The following is a 20,396-nucleotide window of genomic DNA, read 5'->3' as shown; positions in this document are numbered from 1 at the left end:
ATTCTTATTTAGCAGTGCATATCTGATTGCTGAATTTCTGAGTAAGCTCTAGCTATGATTGCTAGAGTTCGCTATGCCTCGAACCGTTTCAAGTATTTCCTCGTGACATTGTTTTTCAGAATAATTGTCAGTGCGCCGGACATAATCATAGTAGGCGCTACGACTTACACCCATCAGTTGGCACATCAAGCCAACCGGGTAGGTCTTCTTCCTTTGGGTGATGAACGAATATTTCACTTCGTTTCTTTCATGAAAAAGACCGCCGCTTCCTTTAGTATTTCCCTCTCCAGTTTGAGCTGCTTGATTTGCGCCTTCAACGGTCGAATTTCTTCTTGCTTCGGTGTCAGTCTCCCATTACCCCGGAATAACTGATCAGCTTTATCCGCCTGGTATTTCCTGATCCACCTCCTCAGCATATTGGCACTAATTTCCAGGCTTCGAGACACTTCCGATGTCGTACGGCCCTGATCCTATACCAGACTGATTGCATCTAATTTGTATTCCTTTGTATATTGTTTCCTCGTTATCATTTCTTCCTCCAGTTAAGCTATTTTCTCTTAACTGGAATGTCCGGTTTCATTAAACCAAGTCAACAATATGATTCAAAATATTATTATATCATCATCCGCACCTGAAAACGGCTCTAACCGTGCAAGGTTCTTGAAAATTCTACTTTTGATCTCAGTTATTTTTGCGGAGGGATTACCTTGTCCGAGTCTATTAGACTATATCGGTGATATGGGTATTCGTGATTTAAAGCTCACAATTTTCTGCTGTTACATAGGATCCCACACAGGTAAGATTCCTAATTCGTCGGATTTTACTTGAAATTCACAATCAACGCCTATACTAGGAACCCATATCAGTTTCTCTCCATAAAACATTAAAGGTATTGTGTTACGTTTCCATGGTGGAATTGATGCTTCCTGCAGCAGGTTTTTTAAGCTTCTTCGCGGACGATTGCAGGCCGGCATAAAACGTTCGCCACCCTTACGTGAACGAATAGTAATTAACTCAGTGGATATTTTATTTTGACTAATACCTTGGTTTTTTACTTCTGTAAAACGGATAGTGCCATTAAAATGACTTAGCACTATATGTGCTTCTCCATTCCAAACATAGTGCTCAGAGCTTTGAAGAAAAGTTTTACTGGGTAAGATATAAATTGAGCCTTTGTAGCAGCGAATTTCAGTATTGCCAAAACTAATGTAGGGTTGACTGTCTGCTCCTGCGGACAAAATCTGGTGCAGAATAGTTTCTAATTTCACTGTGCTAGGAGGTGTTACGCCTTGTTGTAACAATTTGTAACGTAATAGATTTTTAGCGCGAGCAAAGCTAAGATGACGTATATGATTGACTTGAATATTTCCTGAAACCACACAATGTCCATTATCAATGACGGCTAATTCATCTAGTAGTGATAACGTTTCTGAAAAATGGCGGCTGGCACGTAGTAATGTTTTAGGATAATTAGGATATCGCTTTTTTAATAGCGGCAAAATATCATGACGCAGAAAGTTTCTATTAAAAATAATGCTGTCATTACTTTCATCGTTGATCCAATTCAATTTGTTTAATCGCCCATAAGCTTCTATTTCGTCACGAGAGATTTCTAACAATGGTCGCAGGATCTGCGGTGCTGCAATCGACGATTGTTTTCTGACTAGGGGCATGCCACATAACCCTTTTATGCCAGCACCACGAAATAATTGTAATAATAATGTTTCTGCTTGGTCGTCCAAATGTTGCGCTAATACTACATAATTTGCTTGTATCTGGTTGAATACGCGGTATCGTTCTTCTCGGGCTCTTGCTTCAAGGCTTTCACCTTTTTCTTTCTTGATTTTTAAATAAGCAATGTAAATAGACACGCCATACGCATGACATAGATGACAACAAAATTTACTCCAGTGGGTTGCATTGCTACTTATGCCGTGATTGACGTGTACTGCAGATAACGTGAGAGGCATTTCTCTGGATAGTGTAACGAGTATATGCAGTAAAACAACTGAATCTACACCACCGCTCAGAGCGACAGTTAAGTGATCGCCTGGTTTAATATGCCTGAACATTACGTCCCGAATGTTGCGCAAGAAATTAATCGACTTTAACTTCCTTGAATGATCCATATGTCATAAGACGTTCCAGACGCTTTTCTAGGAGTGTTTCGATAGAGTATTCTTGGAGTTTACGTAGAGATTCTTGTAAAACATTTTTTACCGCATGCATGGTTGCTGGATAATCACGATGAGCGCCACCGACAGGCTCAGTAATTATACTGTCAACCAGATTGAATGATTTTAACCGATCAGCTGTGATACCCATGATTTCAGCAGCTTCAGGAGCTTTCTCTGCGCTTTTCCATAAAATTGATGCACAACCCTCCGGGGATATCACCGAGTAAGTGGAATATTGCAACATATGAATCACGTCACCTACTGCTACTGCTAAGGCCCCTCCTGAACCACCCTCTCCAATAATTACACAAATAATGGGAATTCTGAGTTGTGCCATAACGTAGAGATTCTTGCCAATAGCTTCTGATTGTCCCCGTTCTTCTGCATCAATCCCTGGATACGCTCCTGGGGTATCGATAAATGTAATCAAAGGTATTGAAAATTTCTCTGCTAAGTGCATTAAACGCAGAGCTTTACGATACCCTTCCGGTTTTGGCATGCCAAAATTCCGGTAGATTTTTTCCTTAGTGTCACGTCCTTTTTGATGCCCAATTACCATAATAGTTTGACTGTTAAAACGAGCCAAACCAGCCACAATAGCATGGTCATCAGAAAAATTACGATCGCCATGTAGCTCTTCGAAATCTGTAAATAAGTGTTCTATATAGTCCAGTGTGTAAGGACGTTGGGGATGCCGAGCAACTTGTGATATTTGCCAAGGAGTCAATTTTGCATAAACATTCTTTGTGAGTGACTGGCTTTTAATTTGCAAACGCGCGATTTCTGCTGAGATATCTAGTGCAGATTCATCTTGTGCGAAGCGTAATTCCTCAATCTTTGATTCAAATTCAGCAATACTTTGCTCAAATTCCAGAAAAGTTATTTTCATGTAGGCTGAGATATAATCTTAAAACCGTGATGATACAGGATTTGTAGAAGAATCTGCATGACAGAGTGTGTCTGAAACTTAATGTTAGTCAATAGTCTCAAATTTATGTGGAGCGATAGAGCTAACCAATAGTGTTTAATTGGCGTTGTGGCTTATTGGAAAATAACTGAAGCAACAATGATCTTAAAATTAGCCTATTACTTCAATTAATAGATTGTAAATTGCAGTTTCTATTTGCTTGTTATTGCTTAACAGTTTTGCTATGTATCGATATCAACGTTGTGAGGAGTTTTTTATGGATAGGCGTATTTTTCTCCAGGGAATCAGTTTAGCTACTGCATTACCTGCCGCGGCACTTCTTATCCCGGATCAATTACTTGCTCAAGCTATTAGTAGTGCAGTGGTTGAGCGACTGAAAAAGCCTTATGAGGAGTGGCGTGACTTGGTATCTCCCGAAGCTTTTCAGGTATTATTTAATGAGCATACTGAGAATCCGGGTAGTAGTGAGTTGAATCATGAACATCGAGAAGGAACCTTCATATGTGCTGCGTGCTATTTACCTTTGTTTGAGAGTCAGCATAAATACGAAAGCGGAACTGGATGGCCAAGCTTTACACAACCTATTGCTGGGCATATCGTTACTAAACGTGATTTTAAATTGATTATTCTGCGGATAGAGTATCACTGTGCACGATGTGGAGGGCATCAGGGGCACGTTTTTAAGGATGGCCCGCCGCCCAGAAAGGAACGTTGGTGCAATAATGGAGTTGCGCTACAATTTGTTCAGAAAGCAGATCAACTACCGGCGCTTAGGGGGTAAGTTTATGTGGGAGCGAGTTTTTCATCTGCGGTATTTTTTTTATGTAATTTTCTTATCGATATTTGCGAGTGGTTGTCAACAAATTGATTCAATGATTGCAGAATCGGAGTCTACTTATTTGACCAATGAGAATTTTGATACCGCAATTTTTGCAGGCGGTTGTTTTTGGTGTACCGAGTCTGATTTCGACAAAATGCCAGGTGTGGTATCCACAATATCCGGTTATATTGGTGGTACGGTTGTGGATCCAACATATGAACAAGTGGTCTCTGGAAAAACGGGGCATGTTGAGGCAGTTATGGTTTATTTTGATAAAACAAAAACCAACTATTCTAAGTTACTGAATGCTTATTGGTTCACTATTGATCCACTAACGCCTAATCGGCAGTTTTGTGATTCTGGTGCGCAATATCGTAGTGTGATTTTTTATCGCAATTCCGAGCAAAAAGAACAGGCTGAAATTTCAAGAAATATGCTTGATCTATCGGGACGATTTACTAAACCCATAGTGACTGAAATTTTGCCAGCAGTCGAATTTTATCGGGCTGAAGACTATCACCAGGATTATTACCAAAAGAATCCGTTGCGATATAAGTATTACCGGAACAATTGTGGTCGGGATACGCGCTTGAAAGAATTATGGGGAACGCAACATTAATAAAATTAAACCTATTTCATTGGGAGGAATTAGCTCCAAAGTTTTTTTAAGAGATTACTGGCAAAAACATCCGCTGCTAATCAGAAATGCATTCCCTGGGTTTAATGGCCTGTTAACACGGGATGAGCTGATAAAGCAAGTATGTACTGAAGATACGCAATCTCGGCTGGTAGTTCAGAAAAAGGGGAAATGGCATCTTAAGTATGGTCCATTAAGCCACTATGACTTTGTCAAGTTGCCCAAAAAACAATGGACTTTACTTGTTCAAGAAGTGAATCATTTTCTTCCTTCCGCTCGTGATTTGTTAAAAAAATTTAACTTTATCCCACATGCTCGCCTAGATGATTTAATGGTGAGTTACGCACCCAAAGGCGGTGGGATTGGGCCACATTTTGACTCCTATGATGTGTTTCTGTTACAAGGTATGGGCTCCAGGCGTTGGCAAATATCCGCTCAACAGGATGATCGATTTATTGCCGATGCTCCACTTAGGATATTGAAAAATTTTTTACCGGAACAAGAGTGGGTACTAAATGCTGGCGACATGCTTTATCTACCTCCAAAATACGCACATAATGGTATCGCAGAGACCGATTGTATGACGTATTCCATTGGTTTTCGTGCACCTAGTTTCCATGAATTAATGATGCAATTTCTGGTTTATTTGCAAGATAACTTAGCTGCGGAGGGGAGGTATTCAGACCCTGATTTGCAATTGCAAGCTCATTCATCAAAAATTAACGCGGCAATGTTATCTCAAGTAAATTCAATTCTAAAAAAAATACAATGGAATCGCAACGATATTGAAGACTTTCTCGGAACTTATCTTTCAGAACCTAAATCACATATTTTTTTTGAACAACCAACAAATCCTCTGACTTCAGATTTATTTCTACGAGAAATTATGAAGAGTGGTATACGGCTTAACTTAAAAAGTAGAATGTTAAGTGGTGCTAATAAGTTATTTATGAATGGTGAAATTTCTGAAGTTGGTAATGGTGCATACCATTTCTTGATTAAGCTTGCTAACGATCAAGAGATTTTGCCGCCCCTAAGTATGAATGAAGAAGCTGAGGAAGTACTTTATCAGTGGTATATCAATGGATATATCGAAGTGGTTGAATAGAGTTTGCTTGTAAATTATAACGTGCCGCTTGAATTGGCTGTGCGAATTGTGATCTGATAAACCAGATTACAAAGGAAAAATATGGCTACTAATACCGCTTATACACCGGATACTGCTATTACTAAAGCCATGTTCAACTTTGATGCATTCGGCTTACCCAATTACAAACTCAGTGGCGCCATTCGCGTTTCCGTTTCAGACAACTTTAGCCATGATGACTATCTGAGTTCGAATTATTCTAATTTCAACTCAATACTTTATACCAGAGGCGCAAGCGAGGTCGCATGGACTACCCGTATGGAAAGCAACATTCAAGCCATTCTGCAGACTTACTCACAATTTGCAAATACTACTTTTCAGTGGATAGGGGACTATGACAGCTTTGTAAGCAGCACTGACGCTACGCCAAACCCTGAAGATATTGGCAGAGCTGATGTTTCTGATATTAACATAAACTGGATTTATCGTTCTGATGTGAATTTTGCCGGGATTTCCGGGGGAAATGCCGATATGTTTCTGTTTAACTACACAGGAGGGGCCGGTGATATTTTTCTTAACGCTTATGCACCAAAATTCAATGGTGATCTAACACTCGATTTAAATACACGGGCCCGACAAACTCTGATGCATGAATTGGGGCACTCACTAGGTTTTTCTCATCCGCATAGCGCATATGATATTAGTGCTCGTACACCTACTATCACCACAGATTACACTGCTACCAAAGATCTGGGATTTTCACAGCTTGGCTTTCGCACCAGCAGTGCAGAAGACATGTACAAGGAATATTTCACGATCATGTCATATGATAATCAGCATTCTTTGCTGCCTGGTTCAAACGCTACTTTTCAGGCCTATACGCCAATGATTCTGGATGTGATTGCGCTGCAACAGGCTTATGGTGAAGGAACCGGAACGAGTGGATCAAGCAATGATACGGTCACAGCGGGCGTGGCCGGATATCGAACCTACTTCGATACGGGCGGTATTGATACTGTCGATCTTTCAGAATATGTTGGCGGCGCTCATTTTAATATGGGGGTTAACATTGCTGGTGCCGCCCATTTAGTCGGGGTATCTGTGAGTACCTTTGATGTACAAAATACTATTTCTTTGGGCAAGGAACCTGCCAATTTGCGCTGGTTCTATGGAGAGTACGAGCAAGCCTCCGGTTCGGCAGCGGCTGACCAGATCATTGGCAATTCGCTCGATAATGTGATTGACGGAGAAAATGGCAATGACACTCTCACGGGTGGGGGTGGCAACGATAGTTTGAACGGTGGAGATGGGGATGATAATCTCAACGGGGAAGAAGGTATTGATACAGCTATCTATACCAGTAACCACAGCGACTTTACAATTACCCGTACCGCTGATCGCGGCGTTACCATTCACGATAACGCCAACATAGAAGGAACTGATACGCTAAGCGAGATTGAGCGGATTAGCTTCAGCGACGAACGTCTTGCATTGGATGTCGATGGTAATGCCGGCATCGTCGCTAAAACGCTTGGCGCAGTATTTGGTACAGATTCGATTGCAAACAAAGAATATGTGGGAATCGGATTAGAATTGCTAGATGGTAGAATGGCCTATAGTAACCTGATGGAACTGGCTATAAGTACCAAATTAGGAGCAAACGCAAGTAATAATGATATCGTTAACTTGTTATACATCAACGTCGTAGGCACTGCGCCATCGCCCAGTGATTTGCATGATTATGTTGTATTGCTCCAGAATGGTGCTTACACGGAAGCCGGTCTCGGTATACTGGCGGCGGATTCAACAATCAACGCCAGCAATATCAATCTCATCGGGTTAGCGACAACAGGGCTGGAATTTGTGTAATGAGCCGATCATAAAAATTGATTGAGGAAAATATATATTGTATGCATCACTTCCGTTGAACGGATGGAAACGTGAGATGGAATTTACAGAGTCATCCATGCGTTAAACAGGCGACAGGCAGAATCAAATTCTGCTAATGCAGCGCTGCAAATAGTTGGATTCGTCATTCTTCGGAGCTTATAATGCCATCCCCTTTTACTTCTAGTGAAACTACTGCCATTGTTCAGACCAATGACAATACGATTGACTCGCTATTGAGCAGTTCTCGCTGGGCAAGTACGGTCATTTCATATAGTTTCCCAGCAAGCAACGATCCATTATTCTGGTCATCGCTTTCGAGCGGATATGGTTTCCAATTTGGTGATGGTGAACCATGGAATAGTGCTGCTGCCCCGCTTACTGTGGCAGATCAAGCCAATTTTGTAAAAGCGTTGCAGCAATGGGCTAATGTTGCTAATTTAAACTTTGTGCAGGTAGCGGAAACAGCCGGTGAAGTAGGTGACATACGTGCAGCCTATACTGAAGATCCGGATGAATTAACCCTTGCCTGGACTTATCTTCCCAGTCCCAGTACTCTGGCAGGTGATATTTGGATTAACACTCAAGGTCTCCTTCGTTTCCAGGATTGGGATCCGGGTAGTATTTCTTTTGAAACCATCTTACATGAACTTGGCCATGCCTTGGGTCTCAAGCATCCGTTCGTGGATCCTGATGATCCATCACAAACCGTGCTGCCGACAAATCTGGACAACACTCGGTATACCGTCATGAGTTATACCTACTCAAACTTTGAAGGTGATGTAGGTACAGAGTTTTCGTTTCATCCCACTACGCCAATGCTGCTCGATATTTCTGCCATGCAATTTTTGTATGGGGCTAACAATTTTTATCATGTTGCCAATGATACTTATACTTTCGATGATGCAAAAATCTATCACGAAACTATCTGGGACGCAGGTGGCTCCTCCGATAATATTCGTTATACGGGTGCAATCCCGAGCCTAATCGACCTGAATCCGGGCAGCGTATCGCAAATAGGTCAACCGGTATACGTGCAATCTAATGGCGTAAATATTGGCTCGCCAATTCATAATATTTGGATCGCTGATCATGTGACGATTGAAAATGCGATTGGTGGCGAGGGAGATGATATATTCATTGGCAACGGTGCCAGCAATAGTCTGGATGGTGGGTCAGGGATTGATACTGTGCTGATCGAGTCTCCGCGCAATCAATTCACGATCAGTAAAACATCGGATAATTATTTAATTGCTGCTAATACTAATCCCGGCAACCAAGACACACTGCTGAATATTGAGCGCGTAGAATTCGATGACATTGGGTTAGCACTGGATCTTGATGACCATGCAGGCAAAGTTGCAAAGCTGCTCGGCGCGGTATTTGGCGCTTCTGCCGTCACTAATCAGGAATATGTCGGTATTGGTCTGGTCAAAGCTGATGAAGGCTTGAGCTACGAACAGTTGGGCGAATTCGCTATCAATGCTAAAAATCTCATTCGTCACGATGAGATTGTAACTTTGTTATGGCAAAATCTTTTCGGAGATGTTCCAGCACAAAGTGAGAAATTCCCCTACCTCAATATGCTTGATGATGGTCAAATATCAGTTGGTTCTTTAGCCATACTGGCCGCAGACAGTGGAGTGAATGTGCAGCACATTGATTTAAATGCGCTCACGCAAACGGGCCTTGCGTATATTTAATAATAAGTGAATTTTATCCATTTTATGGCTTCATAAATTCCACTAATGCTTCGACATGCGGTGTATGTGGAAATAAATCAATGAGTTGAATATCTACGATAGACCAACCTTGCCGATAAAAAATCCTGGCGTCTCGGGCGAAGGTTTCAGGGTTGCAGGAGATGTAATATATCTTTTTTAACGAAACGAAACTGTCGAAGAAACAATGCAAGTTTTTTAATCCTGAACGAGGGGGGTCGAGTACTAAGGTTTCTGCATCGATGACATTCTTTTTAATATTTTTCCAGACCATGGGCTTAAAAAGATCGAGAACCTGAGTTGTTACATTGGGTAGCTTTTTGGCTTTGAGTGCTTGAATTGAGTCACGCTCAGATTCATAGGCGGCGATCGTGGTGCAGCTGAATTCTGCGATGATTTGTGTGAAATTACCTGAACCACTAAATAACTCCACCATTTTGCCGGAACAGGGATTGTTGGCGAGTTTTTCTTTTAGCCAAGCTTGCATCCATGTATTCTGTGCGGTATTTCCTTGTTTAAAAAGACGCTTCTGATTAATGAGAATTTCATTTGCCTGCATGTCATCGTCAAGTTCGATGAAATTCCAATCTTGACCGACATCGGCTTGCCAGTTCGCGTTGGGTAATTGCTGAATAGCTGTTTTTAATAAATTTCTACAGGAATCATTGAGCACGATGCAATCTTTGATCGGTGCAATTTGATATGAGTTTTCGGACACAAAACCCAGTTGCACGCCATCGGTTTTTACCTGGCAGCGGTTACGATAACCATACGGCTGTGGAGCAGGGTGAACAAGGCTAATGGTAAGTTGAGTGGTGTCAAATCCGACTCTTTCCATCGCATATATAAAGCGATTTCTTTTTTGCTCAAGTTGGCTTGTATAATCGGCAATCATCCAAGGACAACCGGTGCAGGCATTTTCTTCCAGGCTAAGATGCGGGCACGCGGGTATTTTCCTGTATGTGGATGGTTGCATCAGATGGATCAATTTGGCGTAGGCGAATTTTTTATTATTGAGTGGTTTGTTGATGATCTCAAATTCACCGCTATCGCCCGGCCAAGTGCCATAGACAAAGTAGGATATGTTGTTCTGAGCATTTTTGACGACACCCAAGCCTTTTTGCGATAAATGAGTAACTGTGCCGGTGAATTTCATCATTAATAATTGAGTAGAAAAGGAAAAACCGCGATGGCCAATCCGTATGAAAATTTTAAAAAAGATTCCGAATCACTGAAAAATGACTTGACGACACTTCAGTATCAGGTCACGCAACACGCTGGTACCGAAGCACCGTTTCAAAATGAATTCTGGGATCACAAGGCCGCAGGCATCTATGTGGATATTGTCTCGGGTGAGCCGCTGTTTGCGTCGATTCATAAATTTGATTCGGGTACCGGTTGGCCGAGTTTCTATCAGCCGATAAATGAGCAGTATATCCAATTCAAGACCGATTGTGAGCTTTGGATGCCGCGTACCGAAGTTCGAAGTCGATATGCAGACAGTCATTTAGGCCATGTTTTTAACGACGGCCCGGCACCCACGGGCCAACGTTATTGCATTAATTCCGCGGCACTGAGATTTATCAGAAAAGAAGATTTGCGGGCGATGGGGTATGGTAATTGGGTGATATTATTTGAAAATGAAGTGCCAAAATAAAGTAGCCGATGACTGAAAAAGATGTATCAATAGAAGGATTATCAACTACCCATCGGTTGCCGTCATTTTTCCATGCGATGGTTTGCTTCGCTGGTGTATTGCTGCTGATTTCATGTGGATTGTTTGTTTGGCAAGCCAGTTTGCACGCGCTTATTTTTTTGGCGTTGATTTGGGTTGCTTTGCAAGCGCGTGGATTGGGTTATTCGTTTATCGCTATAAGGCGCATGATGGATGAGGGCATCACCAAAGCGCTGCCGGCGATTTATATTTTCCTGTTGATCGGCATGGTGATTGCCAGTTTCATGCAAAGTGGAACTATCGCCAGTTTATTATATTATGGACTGAATTGGCTCAATCCCAGCATCTTCCTAGCAGTAGGACTTGTGCTGTGTAGCTTGATGTCGATAGCTACCGGTACTTCATGGGGAACTGTCGGAACGATCGGTGTAGTGCTAATTGGCATCGGTGATGCAATGGGTATCCCGCTGCCATTGGTAGCGGGAATGATCATTTCCGGTGCAACCTTTGGCGATAAATTGTCGCCCATTTCCGATACCACTAATCTTGCTGCTATGAGTGCAGGGACCGACCTTTACCGGCATATTGGTTCGATGCTTTATACCTCCTTGCCGACATTTATCATCGTGCTGATCGTTTTTATGATATGGGGAATGCAATATGGTGAAAACGCGCTACCAGGAAACCATATTAATGAAATTCGTGGCGCATTGGCGGGTGCTTACCAGCTGGATTTGTGGGTGACATTACTGCCGCTGTTGCTGATGTTTGGTTTGAGTATCCAGCGTTACGCTGCAGAAGTCAGCATGTCGTGCAGTATTCTTATAGCGATGTTGATTGCTGTGGTGTATCAGGGTAAGGATGGCGTCGACGTAATCAATGCGCTATGGTTGAATTCGCCGGGAGCCACCGGTGTTGAAAGCATCGATGCTTTGCTTGGGCGCGGCGGTATATATAGTATGGCCTGGACATTATTATTGTCCATTATGGCGCTTGCGCTGGGCGGTATCATGCATCATGCTGGATTTCTGCGCGTGTTGTTGATGCAACTCATCACGCGTATTCGGCATGTTAGTGCATTAATTGCCGCCACTATTGCGGCGGGATTCTTCGGCAATATGGCAATGGGTGAGGCGTATATCTCGATTATTCTGAATTGTCAGTTATTTAAGGGCGCATATCAGGAGAGAGAACTAGATCAAGCCGTATTGTCCCGTTCGGTGGAAGAAGGTTCTACTTTAACAACCGGATTGATTCCTTGGACCACAGCGGGTACTTTTTATGCTGCTACACTGGGAATCCCAACACTGGATTATGCAATGTATGCTTTATTGAATTTGCTAAACCCTCTTGTCTCCATCGTTATGGCGATCTTGGGGATTGGACTGCTGCAGAGAGTGCGGTGATATTAATATGAATGAAGAACGGTGACAAATTGGTGGCATTTGCCTAGAAGATCAAAAAAGTACTTAAGGTTTTAATCTGTAATTACTTGATTTAATTGGTGGCCAAGGGCGGAATCGAACCACCGACACAAGGATTTTCAGTCCTCTGCTCTACCGACTGAGCTACTTGGCCATTTCGAGGTTTCTAAAACTGGATTTATCCACTAAATAAGCTGGCATGAGATTATTTGATGAGGTGGCGCGCCCGGCAGGATTCGAACCCACGACCCCTTGGTTCGTAGCCAAGTACTCTATCCAACTGAGCTACGGGCGCTTAAGTACAATCGAATTACTTCCAGCTTGTTAAGCAACCGGGGAATTATATCAGATTGAATCAATCACTGGATTCGAAGTTGCATTTTGCTACTGTTTCGATGCTTCCAAACTGTAATCAACTAAGCCGATTGTTTCTCTGCAAATCATCACAATTTCATTTTCGGGGGCGATGATGGTGTATTTGGTCGATCTTGTCAAGATTAAACTGATTCTTGACAGGTGGTTGAGAAACTATCCGCGTCGTTGTTGCGGTGTTAGAAAAGAACTTGGAGTGCGTATTGCTGCGCGTTTTTACCCGTTTTTCCTAATATCGACATTCATCGAGAATGTTTCTCGCAGTTTGATGTGCCATCAACTGTTAACTCGACCGCTTTGAATCTGAAATATATTGTTACTTTTCGCTATTAAGGTCATGCAGAAACGCTTTAATGCGCGCCGCGTTGGTGCCCATGTCACTAATGCCAATGCGGGAGGCGGAGCGCATATCAACGATTGTTTTATCCACTTTAGCAGATACGCGAATCACAACATCATCCTTAAAACCCATGAATTGGGTTGTATCGGTTGCTTCGATGATGCCATCCTCTGCAGAGACCGCAATAATTTCCCAGCCACGCGTCTTGGCGAGCGCGACGGCTTCCGAAAAGACTTGACTCGGATCTTTATCAATCAGTAAAGGGCCGAGGTCGGGATAACCTGCTTGCTGAAGCAGGGTAAGATTAGCTGGGGTTTGTCGGTCTAGCGCGTTGTGTTCGGTTGTGCGCAGAGTAAGAATGGTCTCGAAGCTTGGTGGGTTTTGCAGGTCGGTGCTGATGTCATGGATACGCGGTACTTTGTATCCTGCCTGAATAGTCAGGAAAACAGGCGCTACAACAGTAAGGCCAAGTGCCAGTCCAGCGAACGCTGAAAGCGCTCCCGTCACTTTAGTGTCGACCGGTGTAATGATGGCGAGAATGCTGACGATGGCGGAAAGTATGGCCATCATACCCAGTGCTGCTCCGCCGATAAGAATGACCAATGCCACTTGGTAATTCATGATGCCAAAACGATATCCCAGAACAGCTAGGGCCGCGATAGCTGCGGATAGACACGCATGTTTGAAACTCCAACGCGCAAACTCTGAGCGCTCTTTTGTTTTTGCTTTCATTTTCTTCAGTTACCTTGAATTAATTTGGATACGAAATTATAGCAGTCGTAATCCAACGGCTTATCGCATTTCAGATGCAGGTGAAATATTGGCAGTACGTGATTATGAATAAATGAATATATTGCTAGAAGCGTGCTGCAACCCATTGCAGAGAAGTGATTGAATACACACCAAGGTTGAGATAAATCAACGTATATTGCTAAATTTTTCTATACATTAAAATACAATACGCAATACGACAGAATTGGATTAAGCTAACGTTCTATACAGAGGAGAAAAATGACATGACGACAAAATACATATTTTTAGCCGCACTATTTTCAGCTTGGGCGCTTGCTGCTTGTAATGAGCCTAGAAGAACGCCTGATGGGCATCTGATGGATAGACCGAAAATGTCGGCCTATGGTCCAGATGATGTCACAAGGCATGATACGGGTGCTACTGATGCTGACGGTACAGCCGCTGAAGACAAAAAATAATCTTTATACGATCAACTCGCAGGAAGGCTGAGTTGGATCCAATTGTGCAAGCGGGCAGGTCGGCGCTATGGGTGATGAGATTTGGGTGTGTTTTTCTAATGTACAAAAGATCAAGTGAAAAGTATCCCTTAAGTTTATTTTTTTCCTAGCGCATTCACTGCATCCAATTTAGCTGCTTTACTGGCGGGCAGCATACTGGCTAGAATTCCGGTGATCAGAGCGACTGTAATTCCTGCCATAGAAGCCCATGCCGGCGGCCAGGCAGGAAGCTGTGGAAACGTTAAACGTAGCATCAAGCTGCCAAATTGTCCTAACGAGAATCCTAAAATAGCGCCTGCTAACGATAACAAAACCGCTTCAGCAAAGAATAGGCGACGGACATCGGCGGATGATGCGCCGATGGCTTTCAGCAGGCCGATCTCTGTGGTGCGTTGACTGACCGCAACCAGCATCACATTCATTACCAAAATACCGGCAACAATCAGACTGATCGCGGCAATCCCGGCGACTGCCAGAGTCAAGGCCTGCAGAATGCGGTCAAAGGTCGAGAGAATGGCATCTTGCGTAATCACGGTAATATCTTCTTCTTCGTCGTGGCTCTGCTTTACTGTCGCTAATATGGCTTGCTTTGCCGATTCGATTTCACTGTGATTCTTGGCTTCAATCAGAATACGGAATAGTGAGGTCGTATTAAACATGACTTGAGCATGGTTGATCGGAACAATGACAATTTCATCGGTGTCGTATCCCATCGTTTCACCCTGCGACATCAGCACACCGGAGACCAAAAATCGGCTATCGCCCAACCGAACGCGCTGCCCGATGGCTTGAGTGCGGGGAAAGAATTCACGGGCTATTTTTGCGCCCAGAACGATTTGAGCATTGCTCTCAGTGCCGTGTGCCAGGAAACTCCCCTGCGCCAGCACCATGTGTCGGATCGGTATCAGATGTGCGTTGCTGCCGAGCACGGTCACCGTGCGCAAGCGATTGGCAGCGGATAGCTCCGCTTCGCCGACATTGAGCGGCGCATAACGCCGCACTTGCGGTAAGCGGCCAATCAATTGCGCATCCTTTAATGTCAGATCGCGTGGCGTTTGGCCCAACACTGCGCCCAAGAATGCTCCTGAAGTTTCTGCCCGTCCGGGTAGCACCACAAGCAAATTGGTGCCGATGGAAGAAAATTGATTGATTACATAGTTTCTTGCGCCATCGCCTAATGCTGTCAACGCCACCACGGCAGCTACGCCCAGTGCCATCGCGAGTACGATCAGAAATGAGCGGATGCGATAGCTCAGCACCGTTTTAAATGATATTTGTACTGTATCAACCAGTCGCATTTGCTTGATCGGTTAAAATTTTTCCATCACGCATGCCGATCTGGCGATGCGCACGCGCACCCAATTCCCGATCGTGCGTGACAACAATTAACGTAGTTCCACGATGATGAAGATCTTCCAACAGCGTCATCACTTCTGCACCGATTTGATGATCCAGGTTTCCGGTGGGTTCATCCGCTAAAATGACGCTGGGTTGCATGATGGTTGCGCGCGCAATTGCCACGCGCTGACGCTGTCCGCCGGAAAGCTCCGCCGGACGGTGCTGTGCACGTTCTTTCAGCTCGAAAGCCTGTAACGCTTGTTCGACGCGGATTTGTCGTTGTTCAGACGGCATACCACTGAGTGTTAATGGCAATTCAATATTTTCTGCCGCGGTCAAGCGTGGAACCAGATGAAATGATTGAAAGACGAAGCCGATTCTTTCGCGGCGGATTTGCGCTTGCTCGATTTCTGATAAATCGGTAACCAATTTTTCATCCAGTTCATAACGTCCTCTATCGGGTTTGTCGAGTAAGCCGAGAATATTCAGCAATGTGGATTTCCCCGAGCCGGAAGGCCCCATGATCGAAATATACTCCCCTGAGGCGATCTGCAGATTGATGTTATTTAGCGCATAAACCGCTTGATCACCCATATGAAATGTGCGCGTTATAGCAGTCAGGCGGATCATGATTATTGAGGTTTGGGCTGCACGACAACACCTGTTTTGATATCGTCCTGATTAAAAGACATCAGCACTTGATCACCTGCTTTCAAGCCACTGCGAACCTCGGTAAAACTCCAATTGCTCAAACCGGTTTCCAAAGTTTGTTCAGCTAATCGATTATTTTCATTCACTGTCCAGACTTTATTGTTTTGCCGGATGGCTTGCGTCGGAATACGCAATACAGCTTCCTTGCGCTCAAGAATTACTTCCACATCGGCACTGTAACCCACTAGCAGGGTATTTGTTGGAATATGCAGGAAATCCACTTCGATATCCACTGTGCGAGCTTGCTTCTCGATTTCAGTCACGTAGGGCGCAATGCGCCGGACTTTTCCAGGAAAGATTTTTTCCGGCATGGCATCGAGCGTGATGCGCGCTTCCTGTCCCACCTTGATTTTTGGCGCATCGACTTCATCCATTGGTGCGGTGACATACAAACAACGGTCGTCGATCAGATCAATCGTTGGCGGAGTAGGGATGCCGGGTGGCGAAGGGGTGGTGAATTCGCCTAATTCACCGGAAATTTTTCCAATCACGCCGGAGAACGGTGCGGTAATGATGGTGCGATCAATTCCTGCCTGCGATACGTGGGTCTGCGCTTCGGCGCGCCTGATATCGGAAATGGCCGCTTCGCAACTGGCCTGACGGGAGCGTGCGTTGGCGTGGGCATCGTCGTAGCGTTGTGAGCTGACAAAGCCCTGTTCGACCAATTGTTGCGTGCGAATCGATTCACGCTGAGCGTTTTCCGCTAGAATGCAGGTTTCGCGGCGCCGTTCTTGCGCCATCGCTAGTTGACGCTGTGCCAGCTCGCGTTGTGCTCGCAAATCCTGATTCCATAACTCCAATAAAATCTGATCCTTTTGCACATGATCGCCTTCTTTCACCCATATTTTGGCAATTTTTCCACCGGTCATCGGTGCAAGGTTGGACCGCTGGCAGGATTTGACCGTGCCCGCGCGCGTGTTGACAATCGTGGCTTCTACGTCACCTGTGGCGATGACGGCTAAATCCACTTCCAATGGTTCTGGTCGGGTGTAATACCAGCTTGTGAGCGCAATCGCAATCGCTATGGCAATAAAACCGATCAATCGGAGCGGTTTTTTAATGGATGGCATCGTTAGAAACAATGTTCGGGTGGAAAGAGGAAGTCATTGTGTTGTGTTTCATTGCAAATATGGGTATTTTACACGCTCAGTCAGTATTGCTTGCTGACAACTCACGAAAACCGAAAAAACCTTAAACATAACTTCCGTATGATTAATATTTGGCGCAAAAAATTCATTTTATCCGACTCCGACCAACCCACGACGGCCGAAGCTATCCGCCCCACCGAAGGTGATTACGAAACGCTGGATGCGAAGACTTTTGAAGCGATTGAAGCAGAAGCCTTGTTTCATGCGATTAATCAGACCCAGACTGAAACTGGTTGGCTGACGCTGTATCGCTCCATTGCTCGTCCGGTTCAGGATGCAGGAATGTTGCAGCAGAAACAGATAGCGTTGCGTGAAATAGAGTCGGACCCGCTACTGCATGATGCGATTGCAAAATTTGTGAAAAAAACGGTTTCTGGGGAAAAATCATTGAAATATCTGTTGTATGGTGAGTTTGACGGTGGCCTGACGACCGAGGATCCGAGCAGCCGCACGGATAAACTGGAATTTGGCGGCTATGGTTACCGGCAGTATGTCGACGGCACCGAGTTTGCCGTGAACTTGGTCGAGGGCGCTGCACAAATTCCGCAGCCACAGTCTCCCTATTTGCGCACACTGCTGGATGCCTTTCGTGATTTCGGCCAATCGCGCATCTATGCATTGATGCAAGGTCCGGCTTACGTTTCCGGCAGTAAATTCAAAAGCAAAAAAGAAAAATCGGCCTTCGATCTATATTCACGTTTCCGGCCTACCTTGTTTAAACTCATACCGATGGTGATTTTTTTTGTCGCATCGTATGGCATTTTGTTTTTCTTAGAAAATTTCATGCCGCAGTTCAATGCGTCTTACATCGGCTACGGCATCCTGGCACTCACGGTGCCGGTGTTTCCGATTGTGTTGCTGGCGATGGGCGTATCCGACCGTGACTCGATCATTTATCCGTTGCGCAGGCAATTCCGCGAAAGCCCAGAACTGGCCAAGACTGTTGAAGCATATGGCATGCTGGATGAATTGCTGTCATTCTACCGCTACGGACAATCGATTGCCGGCGATAAAGTATTGCCGCAAATCCTTGATGAAAAGCAGCATCGCCTGACCGTCGGTCAGGCGCGAAACCCTTTGCTGATAAGGACAATTCCTGATTACGTGCCGAATGATATTCACCTCGATCAAGCAGGGCGCGTACTGATCATCACCGGCCCGAATAGTGGTGGTAAGACGGCGTATTGCAAGACTGTGGTGCAAATTCAATTGTTGGGACAGATCGGTTGCTACATTCCTGCCACGCAAGGGCAACTGGTTTCGGCGGAACACCTCTATTATCAAGTGCCCGATCCCGGCCAGCTCAGCGCTGCAATGGGACGTTTCGGCCATGAACTCCAGCGTACCAAGGAGATTTTCTTTAATGCCACCCCGCTCAGTCTGGTGGTGCTGGATGAGTTATCCGAAGGCACCACATTTGAAGAAAAAATGACCATTTCGGAATATATTCTGAAAGGATTCCATAAACTCGGCGCGAGTACTTTGTTGGTCACGCATAATCACGAACTGTGCGAACTGCTGCAAAAAGACAGCATTGGCCGTTATCTGCAAGTCGAATTCCAACCGCAAGGTCCAACGCACCGAGTGATTGAAGGTATCTCCAAAGTCAGCCATGCCGATCGTGTCGCCAATGCAATTGGGTTCAGTCAGAGAGATGTGGAAGCGCATTTGGAAAGGCAGGGTGAAAATCATAAAAGCGGAATATGATTTGTCAAAGACGAGGTCGCGCAAGAATCAGTCTGCTGCCAGGCTCAAAAAGTCAGTCATCCTGCGGTTGAGTGAGGATGTCATCCTGACTTGAACGAGATTTTTCGATCCAAAGAAACCTGAGGCAATGGCTTTTTGATGAGAGACCGACAACTTGGAGCGATGATCGCAAGCGTATCTTATTGACCAAAAATCATCAAAAACTCTTCTGCAAGAATGCCAGCAAAACCCAGAATCAGTAATAGTGTTCTCATGACAGGTTGCTCTGACATGGGCTGGAAAACACCGCTTCTAATATTACCTATTTTTTCAATGGTTGCATCAATTTCTGCTGATTGATCATTAAATTCCTTTTTTAAGCTTTCTGTGCTTTTAATGACTGCAAACTTGAGCTTTTCTGCTTCGGAACGGATCATAAACCCTGCAAAAATGAGCAGCGATATGCTTGCGCCGAAACTGACCGGGTAATCTCCCCAAGAATTAACCGAGTAAAGCAGTAGAATTTTCTATCGTAGACGAAGAGGAATTTTACTGATGAAGAAGGAAAGATTTACGGAAAGCCAGATTATGCAGATACTGAAGCAGGCTGAGGGAGGAATACCTGTGGCAGATTTATGCCGAGAGTATGGAATGAGCAATGCAAGTTTTATAGTTAGTATTGTTTTGGCCTGTACGACATTTGGCATTTCTGAGACCTGCTATTGTTATCGGCCAATGCGCAACGATGAGAACGAGGAAATTGCCGATTGGTTACTCCTTTTGACGGCTTGCCATAAGCGCTGGGGCTTTGGTTTGTGTTTCCTTTATTTGCGTAATGTGAAGGGTTTTGGATGGAATCACAAACGGGTGTATCGTATTTACCGTGAGCTGGAATTAAATTTACGAATTAAACCGCGCAAGCGGTTAAAACGGGAGAAGCCCGAGCCATTGGCTGTGCCAGAACGGTCGAATGATACATGGTCGATGGATTTCATGGCTGATCAACTTTCCAATGGCAGGTCATTTCGAACTTTTAATGTACTGGATGACTTCAATCGTGAAGGGTTGGGGAATCGAAGTGGACGTATCGCTTCCATCAGAGCGGGTTACGCGCGCTCTGGATCGGATTATCGAATGGCGCGGCAAACCCAGGAAGATACGTTGTGATAACGGGCCGGAAAATATCAGTGCCACG

Annotated in this window: 17 protein-coding genes, 2 tRNA genes and 2 pseudogenes; 10 read left to right on the top strand and 11 right to left on the bottom strand. The window is 44.5% G+C overall.

Annotated features, from left to right (window positions below; genetic code table 11):
- Positions 1-51: 51 nt before the first annotated feature.
- The 3 genes and pseudogenes from QZV86_RS10430 to QZV86_RS10420 form a co-directional block, all read right to left on the bottom strand.
- A pseudogene (locus QZV86_RS10430) lies at positions 52-530 on the bottom strand (transposase); the annotation flags it as partial.
- Between the two features lie 246 nt (positions 531-776).
- Positions 777-2,072: a tRNA lysidine(34) synthetase TilS gene (tilS, locus tag QZV86_RS10425; RefSeq protein WP_295627483.1), complete on the bottom strand. Its 1,296-nt coding sequence runs from the start codon at positions 2,070-2,072 to the stop codon at positions 777-779.
- Positions 2,073-2,097: 25 nt separating this feature from the next.
- Entirely contained in the window at positions 2,098-3,066 is a 969-nt protein-coding gene (locus tag QZV86_RS10420; protein ID WP_295627479.1) for an acetyl-CoA carboxylase carboxyltransferase subunit alpha, read from the bottom strand.
- Between the two features lie 295 nt (positions 3,067-3,361).
- On the opposite strand from QZV86_RS10420, the gene msrB (QZV86_RS10415) reads away from it, so the two are divergent.
- The 5 genes from msrB (QZV86_RS10415) (at position 3,362) to QZV86_RS10395 (ending at position 9,239) form a co-directional block, all read left to right on the top strand.
- Positions 3,362-3,886, top strand: a complete 525-nt coding sequence (gene msrB / locus QZV86_RS10415; protein ID WP_295627476.1) for a peptide-methionine (R)-S-oxide reductase MsrB — start codon at positions 3,362-3,364, stop codon at positions 3,884-3,886.
- A 91-nt stretch (positions 3,887-3,977) separates the two neighbouring features.
- Complete coding sequence (gene msrA / locus QZV86_RS10410; RefSeq protein WP_295627473.1) at positions 3,978-4,544, top strand: peptide-methionine (S)-S-oxide reductase MsrA; 567 nt, start codon at positions 3,978-3,980, stop codon at positions 4,542-4,544.
- A 19-nt stretch (positions 4,545-4,563) separates the two neighbouring features.
- Complete coding sequence (locus QZV86_RS10405; RefSeq protein WP_295627470.1) at positions 4,564-5,670, top strand: cupin domain-containing protein; 1,107 nt, start codon at positions 4,564-4,566, stop codon at positions 5,668-5,670.
- Between the two features lie 81 nt (positions 5,671-5,751).
- Entirely contained in the window at positions 5,752-7,518 is a 1,767-nt protein-coding gene (locus QZV86_RS10400; RefSeq protein WP_295627466.1) for a hypothetical protein, read from the top strand.
- Between the two features lie 182 nt (positions 7,519-7,700).
- Positions 7,701-9,239 (top strand): M10 family metallopeptidase, encoded by a 1,539-nt coding sequence (locus QZV86_RS10395; RefSeq protein ID WP_295627463.1) that lies wholly within the window; start codon positions 7,701-7,703, stop codon positions 9,237-9,239.
- A 22-nt stretch (positions 9,240-9,261) separates the two neighbouring features.
- Here QZV86_RS10395 and QZV86_RS10390 read toward each other — a convergent pair whose 3' ends face one another.
- Positions 9,262-10,416 (bottom strand): RNA methyltransferase, encoded by a 1,155-nt coding sequence (locus tag QZV86_RS10390; RefSeq protein ID WP_295627460.1) that lies wholly within the window; start codon positions 10,414-10,416, stop codon positions 9,262-9,264.
- A 30-nt stretch (positions 10,417-10,446) separates the two neighbouring features.
- On the opposite strand from QZV86_RS10390, the gene msrB (QZV86_RS10385) reads away from it, so the two are divergent.
- Together msrB (QZV86_RS10385) and nhaC are read left to right on the top strand one after the other, a co-directional pair.
- Positions 10,447-10,914 (top strand): peptide-methionine (R)-S-oxide reductase MsrB, encoded by a 468-nt coding sequence (gene msrB / locus QZV86_RS10385; RefSeq protein WP_295627486.1) that lies wholly within the window; start codon positions 10,447-10,449, stop codon positions 10,912-10,914.
- 8 nt (positions 10,915-10,922) lie between these two features.
- Positions 10,923-12,338 carry a Na+/H+ antiporter NhaC gene (gene nhaC / locus QZV86_RS10380; protein ID WP_295627457.1) on the top strand — a complete coding sequence of 472 codons (1,416 nt, stop codon included), beginning with the start codon at positions 10,923-10,925 and terminating at the stop codon, positions 12,336-12,338.
- Between the two features lie 96 nt (positions 12,339-12,434).
- Here nhaC and QZV86_RS10375 read toward each other — a convergent pair.
- The 3 genes from QZV86_RS10375 to QZV86_RS10365 form a co-directional block, all read right to left on the bottom strand.
- Positions 12,435-12,510: transfer RNA gene (locus QZV86_RS10375), tRNA-Phe, on the bottom strand.
- A 64-nt stretch (positions 12,511-12,574) separates the two neighbouring features.
- Positions 12,575-12,651 (bottom strand) — tRNA-Arg (locus QZV86_RS10370).
- 393 nt (positions 12,652-13,044) lie between these two features.
- Positions 13,045-13,689 (bottom strand): DUF1499 domain-containing protein, encoded by a 645-nt coding sequence (locus QZV86_RS10365; RefSeq protein ID WP_295627454.1) that lies wholly within the window; start codon positions 13,687-13,689, stop codon positions 13,045-13,047.
- Between the two features lie 395 nt (positions 13,690-14,084).
- Between QZV86_RS10365 and QZV86_RS10360 the strand changes: the two genes are divergently transcribed.
- Entirely contained in the window at positions 14,085-14,279 is a 195-nt protein-coding gene (locus QZV86_RS10360) for a hypothetical protein (protein WP_295627451.1), read from the top strand.
- A 134-nt stretch (positions 14,280-14,413) separates the two neighbouring features.
- Here QZV86_RS10360 and QZV86_RS10355 read toward each other — a convergent pair whose 3' ends face one another.
- Genes QZV86_RS10355 through QZV86_RS10345 form a run of 3 tightly spaced genes read right to left on the bottom strand, consistent with a single transcriptional unit; the run spans position 14,414 to position 17,437 of the window.
- Positions 14,414-15,616, bottom strand: coding sequence for an ABC transporter permease (locus tag QZV86_RS10355; RefSeq protein ID WP_295627448.1), 1,203 nt, complete (start codon positions 15,614-15,616; stop codon positions 14,414-14,416).
- Positions 15,603-16,286, bottom strand: coding sequence for an ABC transporter ATP-binding protein (locus tag QZV86_RS10350; RefSeq protein WP_295627445.1), 684 nt, complete (start codon positions 16,284-16,286; stop codon positions 15,603-15,605). Before QZV86_RS10350 ends, QZV86_RS10355 begins: the two co-directional genes overlap by 14 nt.
- A 2-nt stretch (positions 16,287-16,288) precedes the next feature.
- Positions 16,289-17,437, bottom strand: a complete 1,149-nt coding sequence (locus tag QZV86_RS10345) for an efflux RND transporter periplasmic adaptor subunit (RefSeq protein WP_295627442.1) — start codon at positions 17,435-17,437, stop codon at positions 16,289-16,291.
- 138 nt (positions 17,438-17,575) lie between these two features.
- On the opposite strand from QZV86_RS10345, the gene QZV86_RS10340 reads away from it, so the two are divergent.
- Positions 17,576-19,222, top strand: coding sequence for a DNA mismatch repair protein MutS (locus QZV86_RS10340; RefSeq protein WP_295627439.1), 1,647 nt, complete (start codon positions 17,576-17,578; stop codon positions 19,220-19,222).
- A 179-nt stretch (positions 19,223-19,401) separates the two neighbouring features.
- Here QZV86_RS10340 and QZV86_RS10335 read toward each other — a convergent pair whose 3' ends face one another.
- Complete coding sequence (locus QZV86_RS10335) at positions 19,402-19,638, bottom strand: hypothetical protein (protein WP_295627436.1); 237 nt, start codon at positions 19,636-19,638, stop codon at positions 19,402-19,404.
- A 118-nt stretch (positions 19,639-19,756) separates the two neighbouring features.
- Here QZV86_RS10335 and QZV86_RS10330 point away from each other — a divergent pair.
- A pseudogene (locus QZV86_RS10330) lies at positions 19,757-20,396 on the top strand (DDE-type integrase/transposase/recombinase); the annotation flags it as partial.

The sequence above is a fragment of the uncultured Nitrosomonas sp. genome, from assembly GCF_902826915.1.
In the GTDB taxonomy this organism is placed as follows: domain Bacteria; phylum Pseudomonadota; class Gammaproteobacteria; order Burkholderiales; family Nitrosomonadaceae; genus Nitrosomonas.
This window is presented reverse-complemented; position numbering and strand designations above follow the sequence as displayed.